Here is a 24,654-nt window from a genome sequence, read left to right as displayed (position 1 = left end):
GGAAAAATTTTCTGTAACATGGTATTCGATCCTAATCCAGAAAAGAGGAGATAAATAAATGGATAACGTAGGGTTGAGAAACAAACTGTTCAGTAAAGGGCTGTCGCTTTTGTTCATGCTGGCAATGATGCTGGTGGCAGGCGCAGCTACACTCGTGTTCGCTGAGAAAGCCTCGGCTCACGGGTACATCGAATCGCCAGCGAGTCGCTCTTACTTGTGTAAGACGGGGCAAAACACAGGCTGCGGTCAAATCCAGTGGGAACCGCAAAGCGTGGAGGGCATTGGGTCGTTCCCGCAATCTGGTCCTGCCGATGGTGAATTTACCGGTGCAGGCCGCTATCCTGAGCTTTACACACAAACAGCAGATCGCTGGACCAAGGTTACCTTGCAGGGTGGACAAAATGCGTTTACTTGGAATCTGACAGCCCCGCATAGTACAGCGGAGTGGAAATATTACATCACGAAAAAAGATTGGAATCCTAACAAGCCGCTTGCCCGAGCGGATCTGGAACTGTTTTGCTCGTTCCAGGATGGAGGGAAAAGACCACCATACACGGTAACGCATTCGTGCAATGTACCGACAGATCGCAGCGGTTACCACATTATTTTGGGTGTTTGGGAAATTGCTGATACGGGCATGGCCTTTTACCAGGCGATTGACGTGAATTTGACTAACGCTGGAACAGGCGTTGTAGAACAGCCTACTGTTCCAGGCAATGTGACTTCCGTATCGCAAACAGCTACGAGCATTGAGCTTGGCTGGACCAAATCCGTGGCAACTGACGGAATCAAACAGTACGACGTGTATCGCGATGGCAAATTAATCGCATCTACCAAAGAAACAGCATACACGGACAAAGATTTGACGCCTGCTACAGCTTATAGCTACACCGTTGTGGCAGTCGATGGCACAGGGAAAGAGTCTAACGCTAGCAAAGCACTAACTGTTCGCACAAAAGCAGAAGATATCGTGGATACAGAAGCACCGACGGCACCAGCGGGAATCATGACTCACCATCCAACGGAGACAGAAATCGACCTCATGTGGAGTCCTTCCCGTGACAATGTTGGTGTGGTGAAATACGAGATTTACCGTGATGGCTCCCACGTAGGAACAGTTGAAAAGCCTTCCTTTGTCGATAAAGGATTAACAGCAGGAACATCTTATACGTATACGATCAAAGCAGTTGATGCCGCAGGAAACATTTCCGAAGAGAGCGCACCTTTTGCTGCAAGCACAACGGAGAAAAAACCTGAAGTACCAGGTGAAATCGCCGATTGGGATTCCACTGCTGTGTATGTACAGGGCGATCGGGTCTTGTATGATGGACTGGAATTCGTAGCAAAATGGTGGGTAACTGGAGAACAGCCAGACCGTTCCGATGCGTGGAAGCTGGTGAGCGTTGTCGTACTGTCGTGGGATTCCGGCAAAGCGTATGATGGCGGAGCGCAAGTGAACTTCGAAGACAAGGTTTATGAGGCGAAATGGTGGACCAAAGGCGAAGAGCCAGGGAAAGCCGATGTATGGAAGCTGGTTGAATAATGTTGCAAAGCCCGGGTGGTCTGCCTGGGCTTTGTTTGTGTAAGTGCAGCCACTATTTTGCCGATTTCTCCTTGTTTTGATATACTTATAATTTGAACGATAAGTCCATCTTATAAGGTTAGAAGGATATGAAAAATGAATGAAACCTATTCGCTAAATGAAAAATGGCGACAGTTTTTGGCTGTTTTGCTTCCGATCTTGATATCACAACTGGCGCTGTTTTCGATGACGTTCGCCGATACCATTATGTCTGGCCATGCCAGTCCGACAGATTTGGCGGGGGTAGCGATTGGGGCTAGTCTATGGACACCTGTTCAAGCAGGCTTGACGGGGATTCTGATGGCTGTCATGCCGATGGTTGCACAGATGGTTGGGGCAGGGAAACGAGATCAGGTGCCTTACACGGTTATGCAGGCCTTGTATTTGAGTGTGGGGATTGCGGTCGGTGTCATCATCGTCGGAGGTTTGGTACTTGATCCGATCCTGAACTGGATGCAATTGGAGCCTGAGGTACGCATGATTGCTCGCGGCTTCCTGCATGCAATCGCTATTGGAATTATTCCGATGTTTCTTTATACGGTGCTTCGTTGCTTTATCGACGCATTAGGACAGACACGGGTAACGATGTTCATTACCCTGCTTTCGTTGCCGATCAACGTCTTTTTGAACTACGCTCTTATCTTTGGTAACTTTGGCTTGCCTCGACTGGGCGGAATCGGTGCCGGGCTTGCATCTGGCATCACGTACTGGTGTATTTTGCTGATTACTCTGTTTGTCGTGAATCGCGTACACCCATTCGTTGAGTTCGGTTTGTTCTCCCAATTTCACCGGATCTCGATGAAAGCATGGAAAGAGCTACTGAAGCTGGGGCTGCCCATCGGATTTTCGATCTTTTGCGAGGTTAGCATTTTTGCGGCCGTCACTTTGTTCATGAGTGAATACAGTACGATTACGATTGCGGCGCATCAGGCAGCGATGAACTTCGCCTCATTCCTGTACATGGTGCCATTGAGCATATCCATGGCGTTGACGATTGTCGTTGGTTTTGAGGTTGGAGCCAAAAGGTACCGGGACGCAAAGCAGTACAGTTATTTGGGGATAGGTATCGCTCTTGGTATTGCCCTTTTGTTCGGAATCAGCTTGCTGATGTTTAGTGAACAGGTGGCTGGTTTTTACACGACCGACATTGAGGTGTTGGAGCTTGCCCAGCATTTCCTGATGTACTCGATCCTCTTCCTGATCTCTGATGCCGTCGCAGCACCTATTCAAGGTGTACTGCGCGGGTACAAGGATGTGACCGTTACCTTTATCGTTGCGCTGATATCTTATTGGGTGATTGGCTTGCCTTTGGGATACATTCTCGCGAAATTCACTTCGCTTGCAGCATTCGGATACTGGATTGGTCTGATTACGGGATTGGCTGCCGGCGCCATCTTCCTTTTTGGACGTCTGCTGTCGTTACAGAAACGCATGATTCGCAGCCATTCATAAGGAAACAGATAAGCGGAAAATCCCTGATGCGGGGGTTTTCCGCTTTTTGCATGAAGAATGAAAGCCCCGTTTACACTAGTTGAAAGACCAGATATACTTCTTATCATAGACGATGGAAGATAACCTGACATCAAAGCAGATGGGGGGAGAGGCTCATGTCACTCTCGGTATTCACGACATATGATTTTTTGCTAAAACTAGGAGTTGCACTATTTCTAGGCTTGATGATTGGTATGGATCGGCAGCTCAAGCACAAGCCGCTGGGTGTAAAGACCAGCATGGTTATTTCGGTTGCGAGCTGTCTCATTACGATTGTCTCGATTGAATCCGTGCATCGGTTCTCCTTGCCTGGACACACGAATATGGACCCTCTGCGCTTGGCTGCTCAAATTGTGAGCGGTGTAGGTTTCCTTGGGGCTGGTGTTATTCTACGCCGGAGTAATGATGTCATTTCGGGCTTGACCACAGCATCGATGGTCTGGGCGGCTTCTGGACTTGGGATTGCAGTAGGAGCAGGATTTTATTTTGAGGCAGTGACCGCGACGATCCTCATTATTTTGGCGATTAATTTGTTCCCGATTATTCTTCGCTTGATTGGTCCAGAATCACTCAGACAAAGAGATTTGTCAATCAAGATCGTAGTCGAAGGCGGGGGCGATTTGGATTTGGTGTTCAAGCAGATTAAGCACCTCGAACTGCAAGTGAAGCGGGTGAAGGTCAAAGACTTGGACAATAGTCTGCAAAAGCTGGAAATGATGATTACAGCTTCGGAAAATACGTACACGACCGATATTTACAGTTTGCTGAAAGCGGTAGATCATGTTGTTTCTGTAGAAGTAGAAAGCAGATAAAAAGGAATAATAGAAGACGGAGGCCATCAGGATTTGGCTTTCGTCTTTTTTAGTTGCTGTCGTGAGGGAAGAAGCGCATTTCCAGTCTACGCTTCGGCCTCCGCCCTGCTGAGGGTGAAGACTGTCCGCTTCGGAAAAAATGGCGGGAGCGCTTCAAACGTAGATATTTCGAAGAAGGATTCCATAAGTGAAGCTGAAATTCCCCGCCATTTTTTCCTACGCTGGGTCGGGCTCCAGAGGCGCTTGGACTGGAAATGCGCTTCTTCTACGCGGCTTTTTGTTAACTTTTTAGTGAACTCTCCCTGAATTACTTACAAAACGTTGTAAAAGCTCCTACTACACATAAGCTGTATGAAAGCACTGTCACATGTCTTCCCCCGACCCCAACCGTTGGAGGACAATATTTTTTTCATCGTTCCCGAAAAAACACTTCATCCCTTGATAACAAGAATGAAAATCATTATCATTTTAGTTAAGAAGAACTGCTTTATCCTTTTTTACATAAGTAAACGCTTGATAACGAGGAGGATGCGAGATGGAATTCAGAATTGAAAAGGACACGATTGGAGAAATCAAGGTTCCGGCGGATAAGCTGTGGGGCGCCCAAACACAACGCAGCTTCCAAAACTTTGAAATCGGCGAAGAAAAAATGCCACTTCCACTGATTCGCATGTTTGCCATCCTGAAAAAAAGTGCAGCACTGGCGAATCAAAAGCTGGGCAAGCTCGATAATGAAAAGGCAGAAGCGATTGTGGCGGCAGCAGATGAAGTGATCCAGGGAAAATGGGATGAGCATTTCCCACTGGTTGTCTGGCAAACGGGTAGTGGCACCCAATCCAATATGAACGTCAACGAAGTCATTGCTCATCGCGCTAACCAATTGCTGCAAGAGAAGGGCAGCTCGGCTCGCATCCATGCCAACGATGATGTGAACAAATCACAGAGCTCCAATGATACATTCCCGACAGCAATGCACATGGCTGGACTGGTCGCTATCGAGGAGCAAGTACTGCCTGCAATTAAGCTGTTACAAGCAACGCTGAAAGAAAAAAGCGAAGCCTATATGGATATCATCAAAATCGGTCGCACGCATTTGCAGGACGCGACTCCGCTGACGCTGGGCCAAGAATTCAGCGGTTGGGTACGCATGCTGGAAAAATCGGAAAAGATGATTAAGGAGAGCAATGAGTACCTGCGTGAGCTGGCGATTGGCGGTACAGCAGTAGGAACAGGCATCAATGCGCACCCGCGCTTCGGTGAAATGGTCGCAGCAGAAATCAGCAAGGAAACCAACCACCAATTCGTGACCGCAGAAAACAAGTTCCACGCGCTGACCAGCCATGACGAGCTCGTTCATGTACATGGTGCCCTGAAAGCACTGGCTGCGGATCTGATGAAAATCGCCAATGACGTAAGATGGCTGGCGAGCGGCCCACGTTGCGGAATCGGTGAACTTATCATTCCGGCGAACGAGCCAGGCAGCTCCATCATGCCAGGCAAGGTGAATCCGACCCAAAGCGAAGCGATGACGATGGTTGTATGCCAAGTGATGGGCAACGATGCTGCCATTGGCTTTGCTGCTAGCCAGGGGAACTTCGAGCTGAACGTGTTTAAGCCAGTGATCATCTACAATTTCCTGCAATCTGCAAGATTGTTGGCAGACGCGATGAAGTCCTTCAACGACAATTGTGCAGTAGGCATCGAGCCTGATCTGACAGTGATCAAAGAAAACCTGAACAACTCGTTGATGCTGGTGACGGCACTGAACCCGCATATCGGCTATGAAAATGCGGCTGCCGTAGCGAAGCTGGCTCACAAAGAAGGCATCACACTCAAGGAAGCGGCGATCAAGAGCAATTTGCTGACCGAAGAGCAATTCGATCAAGTCGTACGTCCTGAACAAATGATTCATCCAAAAGAATAGGATCTTCATAAACAAAACCGATGGTCCCGTGATTGTGGCCATCGGTTATTTTTTTGAGAACGATTACAGATGCGAACCGCCACTTGCATCAATTAATTGACCGGTTACCCAACGGCTGTCCGAGGAAGCGAGAAAGGCGGCAATATCCGCTACATCATCAGGCTCTCCCCATCTGTTAAAGGTGGAAAGTCCAGCAGCGTACTTCTGCCCATCCGGATTATTTTGCAGCGTGCCAGCATTCATCTCCGTGTTAATAATGCCCGGCAAGATCGCATTTACCGTAATATGACGGCTCCCCAGTTGTTTAGCCAGAGCTAGCGTCAGTGTGTTAACAGCCCCCTTCGATATACTGTAAGTGAACACACTTGGGGAAGCTGCACGAGTAACAAAGGATGAGAGATTGATGATACGGCCTTCCTCTCTTAAACGGGGCAAAGCTTGTTGGATCATAAAAAACGGTGCTTTGACATTGATGTTCATGACCTCGTCAAACGATTCCTCGGTAGCCTCTTCCAACGTTAAGATTTGTCCGATTCCAGCGTTATTGACGAGGATGTCAAAACGATGATCTCCTGTACGTTTCTGCAATGCTTCGTCCAATGTTGCATATAAATCGCGAATGCCGTCAAGGGTGCGCAAGTCCGCACCGATTGCGAAAGCTTGGCCTCCCGTTCGTTCAATTTCACGTACGACTGCTTCTGCTTCTTCTTGTCGTCTTCCATAGTGTACGACAACCAATGCGCCATCCTGTGCCAGACGTAATGCGATGCCACGACCAATCCCACGGCTTGCTCCGGTTACCAATGCCATTTTCCCTTTCAAATTACTCATGGTTTCATCTCCCTTGATTGAAATTCAAGTTAGTTATAACACAAGGGGATATTTGAAATATTGCTCTCTCATTCACTCGGTTGGTCTCGTGAACAGAATGGCGATAATGTTAGAGAACAATCACTTGCTTTACCTTTTCTTTAACAATTCTTGTTATAGTGATGCTATCTATATCTACCATGAACGAGGTCGGAGGTGTTTGTCCGTGAGGATTTTGATTGTAGATGACGACAAAGAGATTGTAGAGCTAATGGCGATATATTTGAGCAACGAAGGGTATGAGATCGAAAAGGCATTTGACGGTCTGGAAGCGATGGAGAGGCTGGAGCAGAAGCCCATTGATCTCGTTATTCTGGATGTCATGATGCCCAATCTGGATGGGCTGGAAGTTACCAAGCGAATACGAAAAAACTCGACCATCCCCATTCTTATGGCGAGTGCCAAAACGAATGATATGGACAAAATTTTGGGCTTGATGACGGGTGCAGACGATTACGTGGCGAAGCCGTTTAATCCGCTGGAAGTGATTGCGCGGGTCAAGTCTCTCCTGCGACGGTCGAACTACACGCAGGCAAGCAAACAGGATCATGTGATTGAGGCGGGCCCATTGATCATCGACAAGCAAAGCCACTTCGTTCAGACAAAAGAAGGCACCCCGATCAAGCTGACAGCATTGGAATTTTCCGTCCTGCATCTACTGGCAAGTCATCCGAATCGAGTATTCAGCTCAGAAGAAATTTTTGACCGTTGCTGGAAAATGGAGAATTTCGTTTCCTACAAGACGGTGATGGTTCACATCAGTAACCTGCGGGAAAAGCTTGAGAAGGCGACAAATGGCGAAAAGGTGATACAGACGGTCTGGGGGGTCGGCTACAAAATTGAAGCTTAGAGCCAAGGATTTTATCCGTATCCTTTTCGATTTGCTGCTTGGCCTCATGATCATCTACGCTGTTTTTCAAATGGCTGATTTTTTTGCCAACAACTATTTGTATACCATCCCGGAAATCAGAGAGTTCATCTGGAAGTTGCGGCTCAATTTCGATATCAACTCCTTTAAAATCCCAATCATTTTGCTGGCAACCGGTATGTTTGCGGCATGGTCGGTCGTTCGTATCCGCAAGTACCTGGAACAAAAGCAGATGGAGCAAATCATAAACGAGCTGCATTTCATTGCGAAAGGCAATTATCATCACCAGATTTCTATTCGTCCGAACGGCAGCTTGGGTCAAGTCGTCGATAGCATCCATGCTCTGGTCAAAAGCGCCTTGGATGCGATGGAGGAGGAGCGGCGGCTGGAACAATCGAAGGATGAATTGATTACTAACGTTTCCCATGACCTGCGAACGCCGTTGACCTCCATTATTGGCTACCTTGGACTGATTGAGCAGAACAAGAACAAGGACGAGGAGAAGCTCAAGCATTACGCTCATATCGCTTATGAGAAGGCCAAACAGATGAATGTGCTCGTCAATGATTTGTTTGAGTACACAAAGGTTCGCAATCGCGGGGCGTATTTGAAGCGAACGCAGTTTGACCTGGTAGAGCTGGTTGAACAAGTATCGGTTGGCTTTCGACTCGTGGCGAATGAGGCTGGGCTGCGCTTAATCGTAGATACGCCTGATCAAAAAATCGAAATGGCAGGAGATACTGACAAGCTCGTTCGCGTTCTGGAAAACCTCATTTCCAACGCTGTGAAATACGGACACGATGGTACGGAAATTGTCATTCGCGTCTTTCAGAAAGGAGAAGGTATCGCGATTTCTGTCGCCAATAACGGAGCGCCGATCCCGGCTGAATATGTGCCGAGCCTGTTTGAACGCTTTTTTCGGGTGGAGGGCTCACGTTCGAAAGAGACAGGAGGCTCGGGTCTCGGTCTCGCTATCGCCAAAAGCATCATCGATCTGCACCAAGGCAACATTTCGGTCGAAAGCACAAACGAATGGACGACCTTTACTGTCTGGCTACCACGTACAATTTCAAGCATTTGAGAAAAGCTTTACTTTTTCTTTACCTTTCGTTTCCGTTAATTTTAATCGAAAAGTCTATCCTGACTGCATGAAGGTTACCGTTTTTGTTTTTGCAGATATAGGAGGGCTTTTTTTATGAGGAAAACAACATGGGCTGTGCTCATGCTGACCATATTCGTCGGACTGATGCTTTGGCGGGATTCAGACTCAGTAGAAGCAGATTGGAAATTCCAAGGACCCATTACGCTAACGGAAAAAACATACGAGAAGGTCGATGCACAAGCAGCGATTCTGTTGGACAGCCAGACAGGAGAAATCATGTACGCACAAAATGCGGATAGGCCTTACCCGGTAGCAAGCATGTCAAAAATGCTGACCGAATATATGCTCCTCGAAGCCATTAAGGAAGAGCGTGTAGATTGGGATGACGAGATCGTCGTATCTGAGAATGCGGCTGCGACTGGGGGATCACGGGTCCATCTTGTCGCAGGAGAGGCCTATCCGATAAAAGACTTGTATGAAGCAATGGCGATCGGCTCTGCAAACAATGCAGCGGTAGCAATCGGTGAATATTTAGCGGGCAGCACATCAGCCTTTGCGGAACAAATGAATTTGAAGGCGGCCGAGCTGAATCTGAGATCATCCTCGTTTGTGAATGCGACCGGATTGGATACTGAAAATGGACAAAATGAAATGACAGCTCGCGATGCAGGAATGCTTGCGTACCACTTGCTCAACGATTTCCCCGATATTGTCAAATTGACGGTCGAGCCATCCGTGGAGCTAGCTTCCACTAAAGAGAACGTCGCCAATACAAACCTCATGCTCAACGGGGAAAACGCTGAGTGGAGTGTCGCAGGGCTAGATGGGCTCAAAACGGGTTATACCAATGCTGCGGGATACTGCTTCACGGCTACAGCGAAGCGGGGGGACAAGCGGCTCATTTCCGTCGTGATGGGCGCTGAAGAAGATGCCACTCGTTTTACAGAGACAAAAAAACTGCTGGAGAGAGGGTTTGACAATGGATAACGTGCAAAAAGTGGAGAGACCGACAGAGCTGCTTGCTATTGCTGGTTATGCAGTGTTTGCCCTTTACTTGTTTCTCGTCGTGAAGGTACTGCTGTTTAAATTCGGCAGTTTGGATACCAGCTTGCTATTGGATCAGTGGAAAATCATTTGGAGCGATCCGTCTGTGATTGTGGAGCGGTTGCGCTACCGAAGTAATTTGGTGCCCTTTCATGAAATCGAGAACTATATCATAGCGATACGAAATAACCAAAGCTGGCACAGTGCAGTGAACTTCGTAGGCAACGTGATCGCCTTCATGCCGTTAGGCTTCCTGCTGCCGCTTTTGTTCCCGAAAAAAGCAGGCTCCCTGTTCAGAGTCATCCAGCTATCTCTAATGCTAAGCCTCGGTGTGGAACTGACACAACTCATAATGAACGTCGGAACGTTTGATGTCGATGATTTGCTCCTGAATACAGCAGGCGGGATGATCGGATATATCGTATACTTGTTCATTTGGCTTCTACAGAAAAAACGATTCATCTTGTCCGTCTCTTCCTAGGCTACTTATGAGGCACCCACGTGGTGCTTTTTTATTTATTTATAAAAAATGCATTGATGAACCAACAAAGCTGGCGAGAAGAAAAAGCACAGGGCTCGCAGACCTTGACAACGCCTACCCAGTCAATCCCCCATGCAGGCGTGTCAGAGTCGAAGAGAACTGTGCTTTTTCTTCTCCTCCCCCATGTTGACCCAACCAAAGAAGTCCCCCTTGTTTTGTCCCAATGCCTATGTTTACACTAGTAGAAACCCATTGAAAATCCGTCGAAAGAGAAGGTGATTCTCTTTGTTAGATAAAGCGCAAGAGATTCTACGAAAGTACTTTGGCTACGAAGCATTTCGAGAAGGCCAGAAGAAAATCATCACGAGCCTGTTAGCCGGACATGACACCGTAGGCATTATGCCAACCGGCGGCGGGAAATCCATCTGTTATCAAGTCCCAGCGATGCTCCAAGAAGGAGTAACCATCGTGATCTCCCCACTCATCTCGCTGATGAAGGATCAGGTAGACGTACTGGTCAGCATGGGCATTCCCGCCACTCAAATTAACAGCTCACTGGATTATAGCGAGGTTCGCGATCGACTGCGTATGGCAGCGCGGGGAGAGTACAAGCTGTTGTATATCGCTCCAGAGCGTTTGGAATCCGAAGCGTTCCAAAACCTGATTCAGGATGTTCCAATTTCGTTTGTGGCAGTGGACGAAGCCCATTGCGTCTCACAGTGGGGGCACGATTTCCGGCCGAGCTATTTGGCGATTGCCCGTTTTCTTCAATCCTTGCCACAGCGTCCGCTCGTCGCGGCCTTGACCGCCACAGCGACACCGGAGGTAACCGAAGACATCAAGCGACAGCTAGAGTTACAGGACGAGCGCCTTTTTATCACAGGGTTTGGCAGAGACAATCTCATTTTGTCTGTACGCAAAGGGGAGAACCGTCGAGAGTTCATCCAGGCGTACTTGCGGGCGAATAAGCAGCAGGCGGGCATTATTTATGCGGCAACGAGAAAAGACGTGGACGCCTTGCATGCAGATTTGGACAAGCGTGGCTTTGCTGTGACCAAATACCATGCAGGACTGACGGAGGAGGAGCGTGCGGCCAACCAGGAAGCATTCCTGTACGATGATGTCCGGACGATGATCGCGACCAATGCATTTGGTATGGGCATCGACAAGTCCAATGTGCGCTACGTCATTCATTACAACATGCCGAAAAACCTGGAGGCGTATTACCAGGAAGCAGGGCGTGCGGGACGCGATGGAGAGCCAAGTGAGTGTATCCTACTGTTTCAGCCACAGGATATCCAGACGCAAACGTTTTTCATCGAGCAGAATCAAGTGATGGACGAGCGCAAGGAGCTGGAGTACAAAAAGCTCTACGCGATGATCGACTATTGCCGGACGCCGCGCTGCTTGCAGCAAAACATCGTGCAATATTTCGGCGAAACAGATGCTGCCACGTGCGGACGCTGCGGGAACTGCACCGATGAGACTGAGCTGTCCGATATTACGCTCGAAGCGCAGAAGATTTTCTCCTGCGTCAAACGTATGAGAGAGCGCTTCGGTGCCGCACTCGTCGCGCAGGTACTCAAAGGCTCCAAGAACAAAAAGGTCACCCAGTTTTCTTTCGACCAGTTGCCTACGTACGGTCTGATGAAGGAATACAAGGAAAAAGAGATTGCAGACTTGATCCAGCTCCTCATTGCCGAAGGCTATTTGCAAGTAACGGAGAGCCAATATCCAATCGTAAAGCTGGGAGAGCGGGCATTGCCAGTTTTGAGGGGCGAAGAGCGAGTCGTGCAAAAAATCTCGATTCGTCCTGTGCAACTGACAGAGGATGACGAGTTGTTCGAGCATCTACGAGCCTTGCGCAAGGAGATCTCAACGCGACAAAAAGTACCGCCGTACGTGATTTTCCCAGACAGTACCTTGAAGGAAATGAGCAGTGTTTGCCCGACTGACAAAGCGGCCATGCTCCAGATCAAAGGAGTAGGCGAGGCGAAATTTGAGAAGTACGGAGAACTCTTTCTGGAGTGTTTGCAGAACTATGCAGCGATCAAGTCGTGACATGTACGTCACGGCTTTTTTTGCTATTTTTCCTTGCATATGCCTGCTATAGTTAGATAGCAACCCAGAATTTTCATACAAAATAGAACAGGAGGACAATTAGAGCAAGACCATCGAGGGGCATTGACAGATTAAGAGAGACAGAGGGGAAAACATGAAAAAACTAGCGAAGGGCTTATTAAGTGTAGCACTTACATCCATGGTGCTAGGCAGTGCGATGATGGGGATCGCCGCACCGGTAAAGGCCGCAGAAGCACCTACCAAAATTACGTTGCTGGGTACATCTGACATTCACGGACGATTCATGCCGTGGGATTATGCGCTGGATGGCCCGAATCCAAATGGCAGCATGACGCAGTTGTTCACGATGATTAAAGAGATTCGCAAAGAAAATCCGAACACTGTGTTGCTGGATGCAGGCGATTCGATCCAGGACAACTCGGCAGAGCTTTTTAACGATCAACCGCAGTCTCCAATCATGGTCGCAATGAACGAAATGAACTATGACGCATGGGCTTTTGGCAATCATGAATTTAATTTTGGACTCGATGTATTGGACAAGGTCAGCAGCCAATACAAAGGCTCTGTTTTGGCAGGGAACATTTACAAAGAAAATGGCGAGCGTTTCTTGCCTGCGTACACGATCATTGAGCGTGGCGGTGTAAAAATCGGTGTCATTGGGATGAACACACCGATGATTACCGATTTCGAAAAAGGAACCGATCATCTGGATGGCCTCGTAATCAAAAATCCGGTAGAAGAAACCAAGAAAGCCGTAAAAGAGTTGGAAGGCAAAGTAGACGTCATGATCGGTCTCATGCACATGGGCATCGAGAATGAAAACGGTATTCCGGGTACGGGCGTAGCAGATATCGCGAACGCCGTTCCAGAACTGACTGCGATTTTTGCAGGTCACATGCACAAGCTTGTGAAAAAGGAAGAGATCAACGGCGTCCTGATCACAGAGCCGGACAAATACGGTACGCATCTCTCTCGCATTGACCTGACTTTCGAAAAGAAAGACGGCAAAGTCGTGTTGACTGACAAGGAAGCGACTGCGCTCCCTGTAAAAGGCGCAGATGGCACACCAGCGGTATCCGATGCAGCGCTGGAGACCAAGCTCCAGCCTTTCCATGAGTTCGCGCGTGCAGATGCCAACATCGTTGTAGCAGAGCTCAAAGGCATGAACTTGGTACCGAAAAATGAGATCGAGGGCATCCCGACGGTCCAAATTCAGGAGACGCCACTATCTGACTTTTTCCATGAAGTGATGCTCTACTACAGCAAAGCAGACGTGGTTGCTCACCAGATCGACAACGACAAAGCCAAGCTGGATGTCGGTCCGATCAAGAAAAAGGATATCGCCTACAACTACCAATACGCGGGTGGCGAGATTACCGTATACAAAGTAACCGGAAAAGACCTGAAGGACTATATGGAATGGGCTGTGGGCTACTTCAATTCCACGCGCCCTGGTGATGTGACAGTTAGCTTTGATCCGAAACGCCGCGCTTCCAAATACAGTACCAACGATTTCTTCGGTGGCGTGAAATACGAAATCGACCTGACCAAGCCATACGGCAGCCGCATCACGAACCTGCGCAAGCTCGATGAGACACCGATCAAGGCTACAGATACCTTGAAGCTCGGAATGAACTCATACCGGATGGAAGCTTTGCAGGCAAAAGGTGGCGCGTTGGAAGGACGCAAGTTTGAACAGCTCTGGTCTTCCAAAGACAACAGTGCGTTTGGTGAAACGGGTGGAACAATTCGCAACCGTGCGATTGCGTACCTGAAAGAAGTGAAAAAAGGCGTTTACGAGCCAAAAGTACAAAACAACTGGAAGATTACAGGTGTGGACACCACTGCACCTGAACGCAAGGACGTAGTAGAGCTGATCAATGCAGGCATTTTGAGCGTTCCAAAAACGGCAGATGGCAAATACACCAATATCGCTTCCATCAACATCAAGGACGCGGTAACCAAAGAAGAAATCACCGAGCTGTCTGCAAAAGCAAAAGTCGATGCAGCGAAGTTCACGTCCCTCAAAACAAAAGGCGAATTTTATCATCAACTGAACGAAGCAAGAAAGGCTGCGGAAAAATCGGTCACACCGCCAACCAAAACGCAGCAAAAGAAATAAACAGAGATGAGCGCAAGAAAGCCGTGACGCTAATAGTCACGGCTTTTTCTTTTTCTATGACGCTACCCTGTCAACGAACGATTCTTCTGCGGTACTTTACCAAGTACAACAGGAACCCGAGCAGCAGCAGTCCTTGACCAACAATCGCACCGGAGATGGAAATGCCGATATAGGTGATCAGGTAGTAAATCCCGGAGCCTACGGCCATCAGCAGATTCTCAATGAAGTTTTGAATCGCAATCGTTTTTCCTGAACCGACCATCCGTTTACCTTCGTCCTGCAAGACAGTATTCATCGGGATAATGAACACGCCGCCCATGAACCCGACGAGAAGCAACAGACAGATGGCAACAAAGGTGATATTCGTCCAAGGAAATAGCACGATGATGAGAAACATTCCGAATCCGTATGTCAGCGATCGAGTGAAATGAGACAAAGGAATGAGCTTCGGAGCGAGAAAAGCTCCGGCGATAATTCCGATGGATGTCGTTGCGAGAATCAGCGATACAGAGAAGCTCTCCGGGTTAATCCCCAGCGCGAGGGGAATCCAGGCCAGAACAGCCACGCGCAGGACAGCAGAGGACATCCAGAATGCTCCGGTTCCAATCAGGGCAAAGCTTGTTTCCGGGCGATTCATCAAGTGCTGGAAGTCGATGAAAAAGCGTCGTGCTTCTGCCCCATAGCGAATCGATGCATTCCCTTTCATGCGCGGAATGAAGAAAGTCATCCCAAGCGACAGCAGATAGATCAGCAGACAAATTCCTGACGAGATAAGCGGTGCTGTCATGTTTGCGATGGCTCCACCACCACCGATTCCTGTCAAAATGGCAAAGATCGTATAAGCTTCGATTCGTGCATTCGCATGAAACAGTTCATCTTCATTTCGAGTCAGCTCCGGCAAAATTCCGTACTTGGCGGGAGAATACACAACCGCTCCGACTCCGACTGTGAAGTAACACAACATCAACATCATGATGCTCGACTGGTCAATGAAAAACAGCAGGACGACACCAAGCGCTTTAATCAGGTTGCCAATCACCAGCACGATTGACTTGGCATGCTTGTCGGCAAAAGGTCCAACCAGTGGAGCGAGAAAAACGTAAGGAAGAAAGAATGAAATCGATACGAGTGCAAGCATCGCGGGAGAAAAACCGTTCTCCCGCAGCAGATTCGCGATGACAAACAAAATCATGTTGTCGGCAAAGGCCGATAGAAATTGAGTGAAGTACAGGGCTTGTAGTGGTTTTAATCGTATGTTCACATCATTTTCCTCCCGTTTCGGCCAGCTGTTTCAGACTGACGTAATCCGTTTTGCCGCTGCCGAGAAGTGGTAGAGCCTTGATGACTTGCATCGTACCTGGTATGAGCAATGGCGAGTATTGTTTTTCCGTCAAATACGCGCGCAATTGGCTCAGCGAAACCGATTCATCTGTGGTAAATAGCAGGACACGCTCACCTTTTCGCGCATCATTCACTGTGATTGCAGCAAAGCCGGAGTGTCCGAAGCATTGCATAGCCAATTCTTCAACCAGATTGAGCGAGACCATCTCGCCACCGATTTTGGCGAAGCGCTTCAGGCGAGATTGGATGCTGAGAAAGCCGTCCTTGTCAGCTGTAACCAAGTCACCTGTGTGGTACCATTCCTCAGCGGGAACAAAGCCTTTTCCGTGAATCATATAACCCTTCATGACGTTCGGACCCTTCACCAAAAGCTCTCCGCCAGCATCGATTCCTTCGACTGGTTCCAGCTTGGCGGACATTCCTGGCATCAAACGCCCGACGGTTCCCGGTTTGTTTGCCAGCGGGGTGTTGAGCGACAGGATCGGAGCTGTTTCCGTTGCCCCATAGCCTTCAAAAATCCGTACACCGAACTTTTCCATCCATAACTTGCGCACATCGTCCTTTAGCTTTTCTGCACCTGCAAATACATAGCGCAAGGAGTAGAAGTTGTAAGGGTGGGCCATACGTCCGTAACCAGCCATAAAGGTCGAGGTTCCGAAGAGAATCGTTGCGTTTTGATCATAGACCAATTCCGAAATCGCTTTGTAATGCAACGGACTTGGATACAGATAAACCGGGATGCCTTTCACTACCGGTAAAAGCGTTCCCGCAGTGAGGCCGAAGCTGTGGAACATAGGCAGGGCATTGAAAAACTTGTCGCGACTCGTAATGTCAATCACACTAGTCACTTGTTGAATATTCGCGTACAGGTTCGTATGCGTCAGGATGACACCTTTTGGCTTGCTCTCACTGCCAGAGGTGAAGAGTATCAGCTCGTTGTTAGACGCTGAAGCTTTTTTCTTCCTCAAATAAGAAAAGAGTGCGGACACTTTGTCAAAAGCAGTCGCGGATGCTTTCAAATCCTCGAGGTAGATAATGTTCATGCTCGGTGAAAGACCTGCGATGATGTGCTCCAGCTTCCCTTTTTCAATGAATACACGCGACGTCAGGATCGTATCGATCTGGGCAGTCTCACAGCAATCCAGCAAGGAACGAATGCCGAGCGAAAAGTTCAGGATGGCTGGGGTGGCTCCGATGCGAAACAACGATAGCAACGTTACGAGATGACCTACTGAATTGGGAAGGAATACACCGACAACCGGTTTTCCCAAGAGCATCGGCTGCAATTTGTTGCCGAGTAAGTAGCTGCCGATTAACAAGGTCTTGTAGTCGATCGCGGACGTCAGGTCCTTGGCGATTTCCATTTTTGCACCATTCAGGCGAGCTGCTTCGAGAACTTCATCAAACAGATTCACGTTTTGCTTCATTCGACTCTCGAACAAGCCTTCTTGGAGAATACGCAGGATACGATCATTGGCCGTGGCTTTTTGTTCGCGCATCGACAGGTTCTGATCGCGCTCGATGGTGAACGGAGTGCCTACTGTCATGGTCACATCCGGGAACCAGGAGAGCTTCAGCTTTCCTTTCAAATACGAGAAGATCGAGCGTTCCAGGCCTTTAATGATGATCGGGTAAACCGTTACACCAGTTCGTAGAGCGAGATAGCCGACACCGCTGTAGATTTTCATAATGCCGCCCGTCGTCGTGATCCGACCTTCTGGGAAAATTACCAGCGTCTGTCCGTTGCGAAGGACGCGGAGCATGTGGCGGATGGAGTACGGGTTGAGCGGATCGATCGCAATATGCTTGCGGAAGCGGAGGAAAAACGCAAACCGCTTGGCGATCTCCGTGTTAACGACAAAGGTCGCTTCTTTTGGCAAGCAAAAGGATAGGAGTACCGCATCTAGCAAGGAGACGTGATTGGGAGTGATAAGAGATGGCTTCGACAAGTCGATTTTGGAGAGCCCAAGCACACGAGGGCGAAACCACAGCATCAGTATCGTTTTTAAGAAAGAATAAATAAGGGCCATGTGGACCACACCTTTACAAATGATGTAATTACTTTTCGCTTATAGCTTTTATTGTAAGGAGTGGAGCATGTAAAAAAAGTACCAACATTCATTGGTACCTGGTAATAAGACCTAGAATAGCTTTTTTTGGCTGGCTTTTGCGGCCGCTTCCTTGCTTGTTTTGACGCCCATTTTTTTGAGGATTCGATTGATGTGATTTTTGATCGTACGCTTCGTGATGTGGAGAGATTGTTCAATCTGCGTTTGCGTATGACCTTGGTGGATTAGTTGTAGGATGTCCCTTTCTGCGGGAGATAACAGCTTTTGATTTTCATCGTTTTTCAAACGCAAAAATTCGTTGCGCAGTGCCGCAGCTGCCGTAGGGTGAATGGCAGATTGGCTGTTGTGAGCAGCACGGATAGCGTCGGGAATTTCCTTGAAGCTCGATTTGCTGATGTAATTGACGGCACCCGCTGAGAAGGATTCCACGATCACTGCCTCGTCTGTCAGAGAGGTGAGCATGATGATTTTACTGTCAGCTTGGAGTGCCATGAATTCAATTGCCGTCTCGATCCCGTCCAGATTGTTCTCGGTCAAGTTAATGTCCATCAGGACGACATCCGCTTTGGCAGGCAAAAAGCGCTCGATTGCTTCTGCTTTGAACCCGGCTTCCCCTACTACGGTGAGATCCGGTTCTTTGTTCAGGAAGTCAATGAGACCTTTGCGCCAGACGGGATCATCCTCTACTAAAAATACCCTGATTGGATTCATGTTTGTGAGCGTCCTTTCGCTATTCAGAGTCGTTTATAATGACGCGCTTTTTCGGGAAGAACAGGAAAACGGTGGTTCCTTTGCCTTGCTCACTGTAGATTTCAAGTTGGCCCTGATGCTTTTGCATGACATTGTAGCAGTAGGAGAGCCCAAGACCAAAGTTTTGTCCTGTCCTTTTTGTCGAGAAAAAAGGATCGAGTACATGAGGCAGGTTCTCTTTGGTAATGCCTGTGCCTGTGTCCGCGACAGTGATGATGAGATGCTTGTAGGACAAAAATAATTGAAGATGGAGCTTGCCGCCCGACTTCATGGCTTCCAGCGCATTCATGCACAAGTTGGTGATGACTTCGCGCAGTTGTACGCCATCGCCATATAAGCGGAGGGTTTCGTCTAATTCACTAACGACTTCTACCTGTTGTTTCAGGGTGTAGGGCGTCAAATTTTGTGTGACTTGCCCGATAATTTGGCCGGGGTCACATGGTTCTTCGCGCAGCTCGACGTCCCGCAACTGGTTTTGAATCCGATTCATCATGTCCAGCATATGTTGCGAGGATTGCATCAGGACAAGCGCGTCTTCTTTTAGCGACGGCTGGTTGGTTTCATCTGCATATGTCTCGATACGGTCGGCATATAGCGAGATTTTGCCTGCTTCATTTTTGATCGTATGGTTAATGATTTGCGCACCGGAAGTCAAGGCGCGCAAGGTACTGTCCAGACGTCTTTTTTCTACGCGGAGACGGACGCCAAGGAAGCCGTATTTCAAACTGATAGCAACGATCAGGATAAACTGGATCGTGACCACGCCTATGTTGTAGCGCCAAGCCTCGTAATCGTTCTGGATACGCATGATATAGATGAAAATAAAGACGAAAAATAACGGAACGATGATGATTACGTTCGTGAAAAAGCTGTTTTTTTTCACGAGCGGATCTTTTTCTCGCATGTACTGCACGACAAGCAGCGTACAGGAGAACAGAAAAAACGGAATCACCCATGCCACCATAATCCAGTAGTTAAAAAGCAGCTCGGGATAAACGGGTGTAATCCAAAGCATCCCAAGCGGCAGGATGAGAGCAGCGTATTGTATCGTCAGCTTTACTCTGCGAGACAAAAATTCAGCTGAGTGTACGGCAAACATGAGAAACGTGTAGGGCAAACCTACTTGGCAAACAAAAGAAGAGACGCGGCTCACCAATATCAGGGTGTTCGTGGTCCCGGGCTTTGCGGCCAGGTAATCTGCAAAATGGGGCATGATCGTCTCGTCAATCACGCCTGAGATAAAGCCCCCAGCCCCAACAAAGGCAGTCGCACAAGCCCAGCGGATCGACGTTCGTTTCGGGTCTGTGAACAACACGAACAGACCTAATGCCCATATGGTAAACAAGATGAAAACCATCATGGATTTGCTATCTCCTGTCAATCATTATTTATCTATTATATCGTACACCAGGGAAAGGAGACGGAAAAATAAATCAACGGGACAAAACGGGGAAAGGGCGAAAAAGCAGCAAGCAGGTTTTTCCAAATATTCGTGGAAATGAAAAGGATTGGTTGTGCATTTCGTGACTTTCTATCTATTCAACGGTGGGTGATAGAGTGAAGCGATTAGATTTCATATTCCAGACGTTAGTAGACGCTGGTCCTGATAAAAAAGTAAGCGCTTCAGAGTTGGCTGAGCGGCTTGGTTTGAGTCGAGCGAATGTGAGTAGCGATTTGAACCGGTTGTGGAAGGAAGGCCGAATCGAGAAGGAAGAAGGGCGTCCGACGCTGTTTTTTGCCAAGCAAGGAAACGATTCGCTCTATTTGGCGGAGACGTCGCTGGACAGGCTGGCGAAAACCAACAAGAGCCTGATCACGCGTATTGAGCAGGCAAAGGCGGCCGTTTTGTATCCGCCGCGAGGAATGCATTGTTTGATTTTGGGGGAAACGGGTGTAGGCAAGTCGTGGTTTGCTGGGATGATTCATGAGTTTGCCGTTGATATTGGACGCCTGGATAAGCATGCTCCTTTCGTGATTTTTAACTGTGCCGATTATGCCAACAACCCGCAGCTCTTATTCAGTCAATTGTTCGGGGTCAAAAAAGGGGCGTACACCGGAGCGGAGATGGACCGCAAAGGACTCGTGGAAAAGGCAGACGGTGGCATTCTATTTCTCGATGAAGTGCATCGGCTGCCTGCGGAAGGACAGGAAATCTTTTTTACCTTTATGGATAAGGGGATATTCCGCCGCGTAGGGGAAACAGAGATGGAGCGGACGGCTCACGTCCAGATTGTCATGGCCACGACAGAAAATCCGGAGTCGAGTCTCTTGAAAACATTCATGAGGCGAATTCCCATGGTCATCAAGCTGCCCTCTTTGGTTGAGCGTGGCTTGGAAGAACGTTTTAGTATTACGATGGAGATTTTTCAAGAAGAGGCTTTTCGGTTGGGGAGAGAGATTCAGATATCGGCCAATGCTGTGCAGGCATTTTTGTGCTATCACTGCCCGAATAACATTGGACAGTTAAAAACGGATATTCAGCTCACCTGCGCCAGCGCCTATGCCGAATTCATTTCATTAAAAAAGAATCAGCTACATGTGTCGGTTCAGGACCTGCCACATCATGTCAAGCAAGGGCTGCTTTTAGTGAAGGATTACAAGCAGGAGCTAGATGAAATCATTGGGACGGAGCACAATTGCTTTGTCGTGCAGCCATCAAAAGAGGGCATCTGGATCGGGCGAGAAACAGGAGATACGACGGACAGCGTCTATGAAAAAATCGAGCAAAAAATATATGAACTGCAAAACCTCGGTGTGAGTGAGGAAGAATTGGAGTTTGACATCGAGAATTATTTTACGACCTTTATCAAGGGTGTCCATCAACGAGTGAATAAGGGCGACATGGCTCGGATTATCGACCCGTTCATCATACACCTCGTGGAAGAGATCGTTCGCTTCGCAGAGGCCAAGCTGGAGAAGATTTTGAGCCAGAAGGTGATTTTTGGTCTCGCGCTGCATATTCAGACGTCGAAAGAGCGCCTCGCACAAGGCAAGCAGATTGTAAATCCGCAAATCAACCATGTGCGAATCAAATACAAGAAAGAGTTTGCTGTGGCGCTAGAGTGCGTTCGCATGATAGAAGAAGCGATACTCATGGATCTGCCAATTGGTGAGGCTGGATATTTGACCATGTTTTTCGTGCTCGACGATGTCAGCATGGAGGAAGAGCGGGAAACAATCGGGGTGCTCGTGATTACGCACGGCAGCGGCGGCGCGACAGCGATGGTCGATGTGACGAACCGATTGCTGGTCACACAATATGCCAGAGCCATCGATCTGCCGCTTGAAGAAGATTCCATGAGTGTTTTGGAAAAAGCACTGAAAGTAGCCAGAGAGATCGGGAGCAAGGCTGGATTGCTGTTGCTCGTTGATATGGGGTCCTTGCTCGGCTTTGGCGAGATCATCGAGCGGGAGATGGGCATTCCGGTCAAGGTCATTCCGATGGTCAGTACGCCGCATGTGATTGAAGCCACTCGAAAGGCCATGCTCGGTCATTCGCTGGAGGATGTTTACCGAGATGTCGTGGGCATGTCGCTCTATCAGCGGGAGGAGCAGCCGAAAGAGCAGGTGCAAAAGCATGTTCCGGCGCTGACGATCGTAGCAGCCTGCCTGTCTGGGGAAGGAAGTGCCTTGTTTTTGAAAAAGCTGCTGGAATCAAGGCTCAGGTACGATGATAACCTGCTGGAATTTGTGCCGCTGCAACTGATCGATAAGGCACAAGCCCGCAGTCAGCTTCGGAAAATCAAGGAGGAGAGAAAAATTCTCTTTGTGGTGAGCAATTACATTCTCGACCGCGAGTTGTGCCACCATAGCATGGACGATGTTTTGAACGGCGAGGCGATGTCTGATATCCAGAAAGTGATTGATCTGGAAGAGGCGTACCTGAAGATGCAAGATTCGCTGGGGGAGCATCTGCAAATGGTAGACGGACAAGATATTCTCGCTGACGTGAGGATGTGTGTCGGCCGTATGGAGGAGCGACTGAACAATACTTTGGTTTTTGACACGCGAATTGGGGCTTACTTGCACATTTGCTGCCTGGTAGATCGCTTGAAAGCAGGGACGCAATCCGTGGCGTATATTCAAAAAGACAGTTTTTTGCTGGAGAACCGCAAGCTGTACAGCTTAATCCGCCATGAATTATTGCCGCTGGAAGACAAGTATGAGGTAGTGATCAGTGAAGACGATGTTTGCTTTATCATGAATTTCTTTATACACAATAAAACACTGGCGTAACCAGTGTTTTATTTTTTGCCTTTTCCATATTCAAAATCAAACACTACAGCGCTTACATAAAAACACTAATGAGAATGACAGGCAACGAGGTCGCGAAATATGCCTAACCATGCGGTTCTTTCGGTAAGCGCATACATTTTTTGGTGTTTTGGCACGTAACTTGCTCTTACAGTAAGGCATCACTCGTCGAGAGGAGGGGGTACAATCCATGAATATTTTATTGTGTTGCGCAGCGGGTATGTCGACAAGCTTGCTGGTTCAAAAAATGGAGGAGGCTGCCAGAGAAAAAGGGTTGGACGCTAAAATATGGGCAGTTTCCGCAGATGAAGTAAAAAATCATATTGATCAAGCAGCAGTGCTCTTGTTGGGGCCACAAGTACGTTACAAGCTGACAGAGATGAAAAAAGAAGGGGCATCCAGAGGAATTCCTGTAGACGTAATCAGCACGGTCGATTACGGAACGTTGAACGGGAAAAACGTGCTTGAGTTTGCACTTCGTCTAAAACAGTAGGAGGGGGATGCGTATGGGCGGATTTGTTTCATTTATGGAAAACCGCATGATGCCGATAGCAGGGAAAATGGCGGAACAAAAGCATCTGCAGGCCATTCGTGACGGAATTATCCTTACTTTGCCTTTGTTGATCATTGGTTCACTGTTCCTCATCATTGGCTTCATACCTATACCTGGTTATGATGAATTCATGGGCGGTATTTTCGGCGAAAAATGGCGGACGAAGCTGCTGTATCCGGTAGGCGCTACTTTTGACGTCATGGGATTGATTGTCAGTTTTGGCGTCGCCTACCGACTAGCAGAGAAATACAAGGTCGATCCGCTGTCGGCTGGAGCGATTTCTGTTGCTTCCTTCTTGCTCGCGACTCCGTATAAAGTAATGTTCACCCCTGAGGGAGCGAGTGCAGCCCAAGAGGTAGGCGGAGTCATTCCCGTTACATTGATGGGTAGTCAGGGATTGTTCGTTGCCATGATATTGGCGATATTAGGAACCGAGATTTATCGCAAAATCATCCAAATGAAAATCGTCATCTCCATGCCACCCGGCGTTCCCCCTGCTGTTTCCCGCTCTTTTGTGGCATTGATCCCTGCGGGTGCTGTGCTTATCGTTGTCTGGCTGATTCGGATTCTGCTGGAAAACACTTCTTTCGAGAGTATTCATAATATTGTAAAAGATCTGCTTGTCGGACCATTGAGTGTGGTTGGCAGCAGCTTGATTGGCGCCATCATCTGCGTGTTGCTTATTCATATACTCTGGGCTGTTGGTTTGCATGGTGCCGCGATAGTCGGTGGCATTATGAGTCCCATCTGGCTGACACTGATGGACCAGAACAGAGCAGCGTTTCAGGCAAATCCGAACGGTGAATTGCCGAACGTCGTCACCACGCAATTTTTTGACATGTGGATATATGCAGGGGGATCAGGTGCCACTTTGGCTCTCGTTGTCCTGATGGTATTCATGGCGCGAAGCAAACAGATGAAAAACATCGGTAGACTCTCGCTCGGACCTGGTTTGTTTAACATCAATGAACCGGTCATCTTCGGAATGCCGATCGTCATGAACCCGCTCTTGATTATTCCGTTTGTGATTACCCCTGTCATATTGGTTATTATCAGCTATTTTGCGATGTCACTCGGATGGGTAGCAAAGCCAAGCGGGGTATCTGTTCCGTGGACGACACCATTATTTGTGAGCGGATATTTGGCTACAGGCGGAAAAGTATCGGGGATGGTTCTTCAAGCGGTGAACTTCATCATCTCGCTTGCGATCTACTATCCGTTCTTCCGCTTGTGGGATAAACAAAAGGTCAGTGAAGAAAAAGCTGGTACTGCTTCCAATACAGCTGTGACTATGTAATCGCTAGAGGAG

The 24,654-nt window shown here is 48.3% G+C and carries 18 protein-coding genes; 13 read left to right on the top strand and 5 right to left on the bottom strand.

The features are described from left to right. Positions 1-58: 58 nt before the first annotated feature. From AB432_RS29165 to fumC, 4 genes are all read left to right on the top strand, one after another. Positions 59-1,543, top strand: coding sequence for a lytic polysaccharide monooxygenase (locus AB432_RS29165; RefSeq protein ID WP_048035278.1), 1,485 nt, complete (start codon positions 59-61; stop codon positions 1,541-1,543). Between the two features lie 135 nt (positions 1,544-1,678). Beyond that, complete coding sequence (locus AB432_RS29160; RefSeq protein WP_048035277.1) at positions 1,679-3,034, top strand: MATE family efflux transporter; 1,356 nt, start codon at positions 1,679-1,681, stop codon at positions 3,032-3,034. Positions 3,035-3,189: 155 nt separating this feature from the next. Continuing rightward, positions 3,190-3,885 carry an MgtC/SapB family protein gene (locus AB432_RS29155; RefSeq protein ID WP_048035276.1) on the top strand — a complete coding sequence of 232 codons (696 nt, stop codon included), beginning with the start codon at positions 3,190-3,192 and terminating at the stop codon, positions 3,883-3,885. 535 nt (positions 3,886-4,420) lie between these two features. Continuing rightward, positions 4,421-5,809: a class II fumarate hydratase gene (fumC, locus tag AB432_RS29145; RefSeq protein WP_048035275.1), complete on the top strand. Its 1,389-nt coding sequence runs from the start codon at positions 4,421-4,423 to the stop codon at positions 5,807-5,809. Between the two features lie 63 nt (positions 5,810-5,872). On the opposite strand, the gene AB432_RS29140 is transcribed toward fumC, so the two are convergent. Continuing rightward, positions 5,873-6,640, bottom strand: coding sequence for an SDR family oxidoreductase (locus AB432_RS29140; protein ID WP_048035274.1), 768 nt, complete (start codon positions 6,638-6,640; stop codon positions 5,873-5,875). A 199-nt stretch (positions 6,641-6,839) separates the two neighbouring features. On the opposite strand from AB432_RS29140, the gene AB432_RS29135 reads away from it, so the two are divergent. From AB432_RS29135 to AB432_RS29110, 6 genes are all read left to right on the top strand, one after another. Further along, the gene (locus AB432_RS29135; RefSeq protein WP_217366319.1) at positions 6,840-7,529 is read left to right on the top strand and encodes a response regulator transcription factor; all 690 of its coding nucleotides are present in this window, start codon (positions 6,840-6,842) and stop codon (positions 7,527-7,529) included. Next, positions 7,519-8,628 (top strand): sensor histidine kinase, encoded by a 1,110-nt coding sequence (locus AB432_RS29130; RefSeq protein WP_048035272.1) that lies wholly within the window; start codon positions 7,519-7,521, stop codon positions 8,626-8,628. The genes AB432_RS29135 and AB432_RS29130 overlap by 11 nt, the downstream gene beginning before the upstream one ends. A 114-nt stretch (positions 8,629-8,742) precedes the next feature. After that, positions 8,743-9,636 carry a D-alanyl-D-alanine carboxypeptidase family protein gene (locus tag AB432_RS29125; RefSeq protein ID WP_048035271.1) on the top strand — a complete coding sequence of 298 codons (894 nt, stop codon included), beginning with the start codon at positions 8,743-8,745 and terminating at the stop codon, positions 9,634-9,636. After that, complete coding sequence (locus tag AB432_RS29120) at positions 9,629-10,174, top strand: VanZ family protein (RefSeq protein ID WP_048035270.1); 546 nt, start codon at positions 9,629-9,631, stop codon at positions 10,172-10,174. The genes AB432_RS29125 and AB432_RS29120 overlap by 8 nt, the downstream gene beginning before the upstream one ends. A 285-nt stretch (positions 10,175-10,459) precedes the next feature. Beyond that, positions 10,460-12,235, top strand: coding sequence for a DNA helicase RecQ (gene recQ / locus AB432_RS29115; RefSeq protein WP_048035269.1), 1,776 nt, complete (start codon positions 10,460-10,462; stop codon positions 12,233-12,235). A gap of 199 nt (positions 12,236-12,434) precedes the next feature. Next, positions 12,435-14,378 (top strand): bifunctional metallophosphatase/5'-nucleotidase, encoded by a 1,944-nt coding sequence (locus AB432_RS29110; protein WP_419178490.1) that lies wholly within the window; start codon positions 12,435-12,437, stop codon positions 14,376-14,378. Positions 14,379-14,448: 70 nt separating this feature from the next. Here the strand turns inward: AB432_RS29110 and lplT are convergent, their stop codons facing one another. The 4 genes from lplT to AB432_RS29090 all read right to left on the bottom strand — a co-directional run bounded on the left by lplT (position 14,449) and on the right by AB432_RS29090 (position 19,898). Beyond that, positions 14,449-15,639: a lysophospholipid transporter LplT gene (gene lplT / locus AB432_RS29105; RefSeq protein ID WP_048035267.1), complete on the bottom strand. Its 1,191-nt coding sequence runs from the start codon at positions 15,637-15,639 to the stop codon at positions 14,449-14,451. Position 15,640: 1 nt separating this feature from the next. After that, positions 15,641-17,749 (bottom strand): AMP-binding protein, encoded by a 2,109-nt coding sequence (locus tag AB432_RS29100; protein WP_048035266.1) that lies wholly within the window; start codon positions 17,747-17,749, stop codon positions 15,641-15,643. 111 nt (positions 17,750-17,860) lie between these two features. After that, positions 17,861-18,499 (bottom strand): response regulator, encoded by a 639-nt coding sequence (locus AB432_RS29095; RefSeq protein WP_007724579.1) that lies wholly within the window; start codon positions 18,497-18,499, stop codon positions 17,861-17,863. Positions 18,500-18,518: 19 nt separating this feature from the next. Beyond that, positions 18,519-19,898 (bottom strand): sensor histidine kinase, encoded by a 1,380-nt coding sequence (locus tag AB432_RS29090; RefSeq protein ID WP_048035265.1) that lies wholly within the window; start codon positions 19,896-19,898, stop codon positions 18,519-18,521. A gap of 197 nt (positions 19,899-20,095) precedes the next feature. On the opposite strand from AB432_RS29090, the gene AB432_RS29085 reads away from it, so the two are divergent. The 3 genes from AB432_RS29085 to celB all read left to right on the top strand — a co-directional run bounded on the left by AB432_RS29085 (position 20,096) and on the right by celB (position 24,642). Continuing rightward, positions 20,096-22,774 carry a sigma-54-dependent transcriptional regulator gene (locus tag AB432_RS29085; RefSeq protein ID WP_048035264.1) on the top strand — a complete coding sequence of 893 codons (2,679 nt, stop codon included), beginning with the start codon at positions 20,096-20,098 and terminating at the stop codon, positions 22,772-22,774. Positions 22,775-22,982: 208 nt separating this feature from the next. Beyond that, positions 22,983-23,285, top strand: a complete 303-nt coding sequence (locus tag AB432_RS29080; RefSeq protein ID WP_015893830.1) for a PTS sugar transporter subunit IIB — start codon at positions 22,983-22,985, stop codon at positions 23,283-23,285. Positions 23,286-23,292: 7 nt separating this feature from the next. Then, a complete protein-coding gene (celB, locus tag AB432_RS29075; protein ID WP_113732297.1) occupies positions 23,293-24,642 on the top strand; it encodes a PTS cellobiose transporter subunit IIC in 1,350 nt (449 codons plus the stop codon). The last annotated feature ends 12 nt before the right edge of the window (positions 24,643-24,654 follow it).

The sequence above is a fragment of the Brevibacillus brevis genome (assembly GCF_001039275.2).
Taxonomy (GTDB): Bacteria; Bacillota; Bacilli; order Brevibacillales; family Brevibacillaceae; genus Brevibacillus; species Brevibacillus brevis_C.
This window is presented reverse-complemented; position numbering and strand designations above follow the sequence as displayed.

Bases quoted from the DNA above. Each gene is read 5' to 3' on its own strand.
- fumC (WP_048035275.1), top strand. From the start codon at position 4,421: ATGGAATTCAGAATTGAAAAGGACACGATTGGAGAAATCAAGGTTCCG.
- AB432_RS29155 (WP_048035276.1), top strand. From the start codon at position 3,190: ATGTCACTCTCGGTATTCACGACATATGATTTTTTGCTAAAACTAGGA.
- AB432_RS29120 (WP_048035270.1), top strand. From the start codon at position 9,629: ATGGATAACGTGCAAAAAGTGGAGAGACCGACAGAGCTGCTTGCTATT.
- AB432_RS29080 (WP_015893830.1), top strand. From the start codon at position 22,983: ATGAATATTTTATTGTGTTGCGCAGCGGGTATGTCGACAAGCTTGCTG.
- AB432_RS29110 (WP_419178490.1), top strand. From the start codon at position 12,435: ATGGTGCTAGGCAGTGCGATGATGGGGATCGCCGCACCGGTAAAGGCC.
- AB432_RS29140 (WP_048035274.1), bottom strand. From the start codon at position 6,640: ATGAGTAATTTGAAAGGGAAAATGGCATTGGTAACCGGAGCAAGCCGT.
- AB432_RS29165 (WP_048035278.1), top strand. From the start codon at position 59: ATGGATAACGTAGGGTTGAGAAACAAACTGTTCAGTAAAGGGCTGTCG.
- AB432_RS29090 (WP_048035265.1), bottom strand. From the start codon at position 19,898: ATGATGGTTTTCATCTTGTTTACCATATGGGCATTAGGTCTGTTCGTG.
- AB432_RS29095 (WP_007724579.1), bottom strand. From the start codon at position 18,499: ATGAATCCAATCAGGGTATTTTTAGTAGAGGATGATCCCGTCTGGCGC.
- AB432_RS29160 (WP_048035277.1), top strand. From the start codon at position 1,679: ATGAATGAAACCTATTCGCTAAATGAAAAATGGCGACAGTTTTTGGCT.
- AB432_RS29100 (WP_048035266.1), bottom strand. From the start codon at position 17,749: ATGGCCCTTATTTATTCTTTCTTAAAAACGATACTGATGCTGTGGTTT.
- celB (WP_113732297.1), top strand. From the start codon at position 23,293: ATGCGTATGGGCGGATTTGTTTCATTTATGGAAAACCGCATGATGCCG.
- AB432_RS29125 (WP_048035271.1), top strand. From the start codon at position 8,743: ATGAGGAAAACAACATGGGCTGTGCTCATGCTGACCATATTCGTCGGA.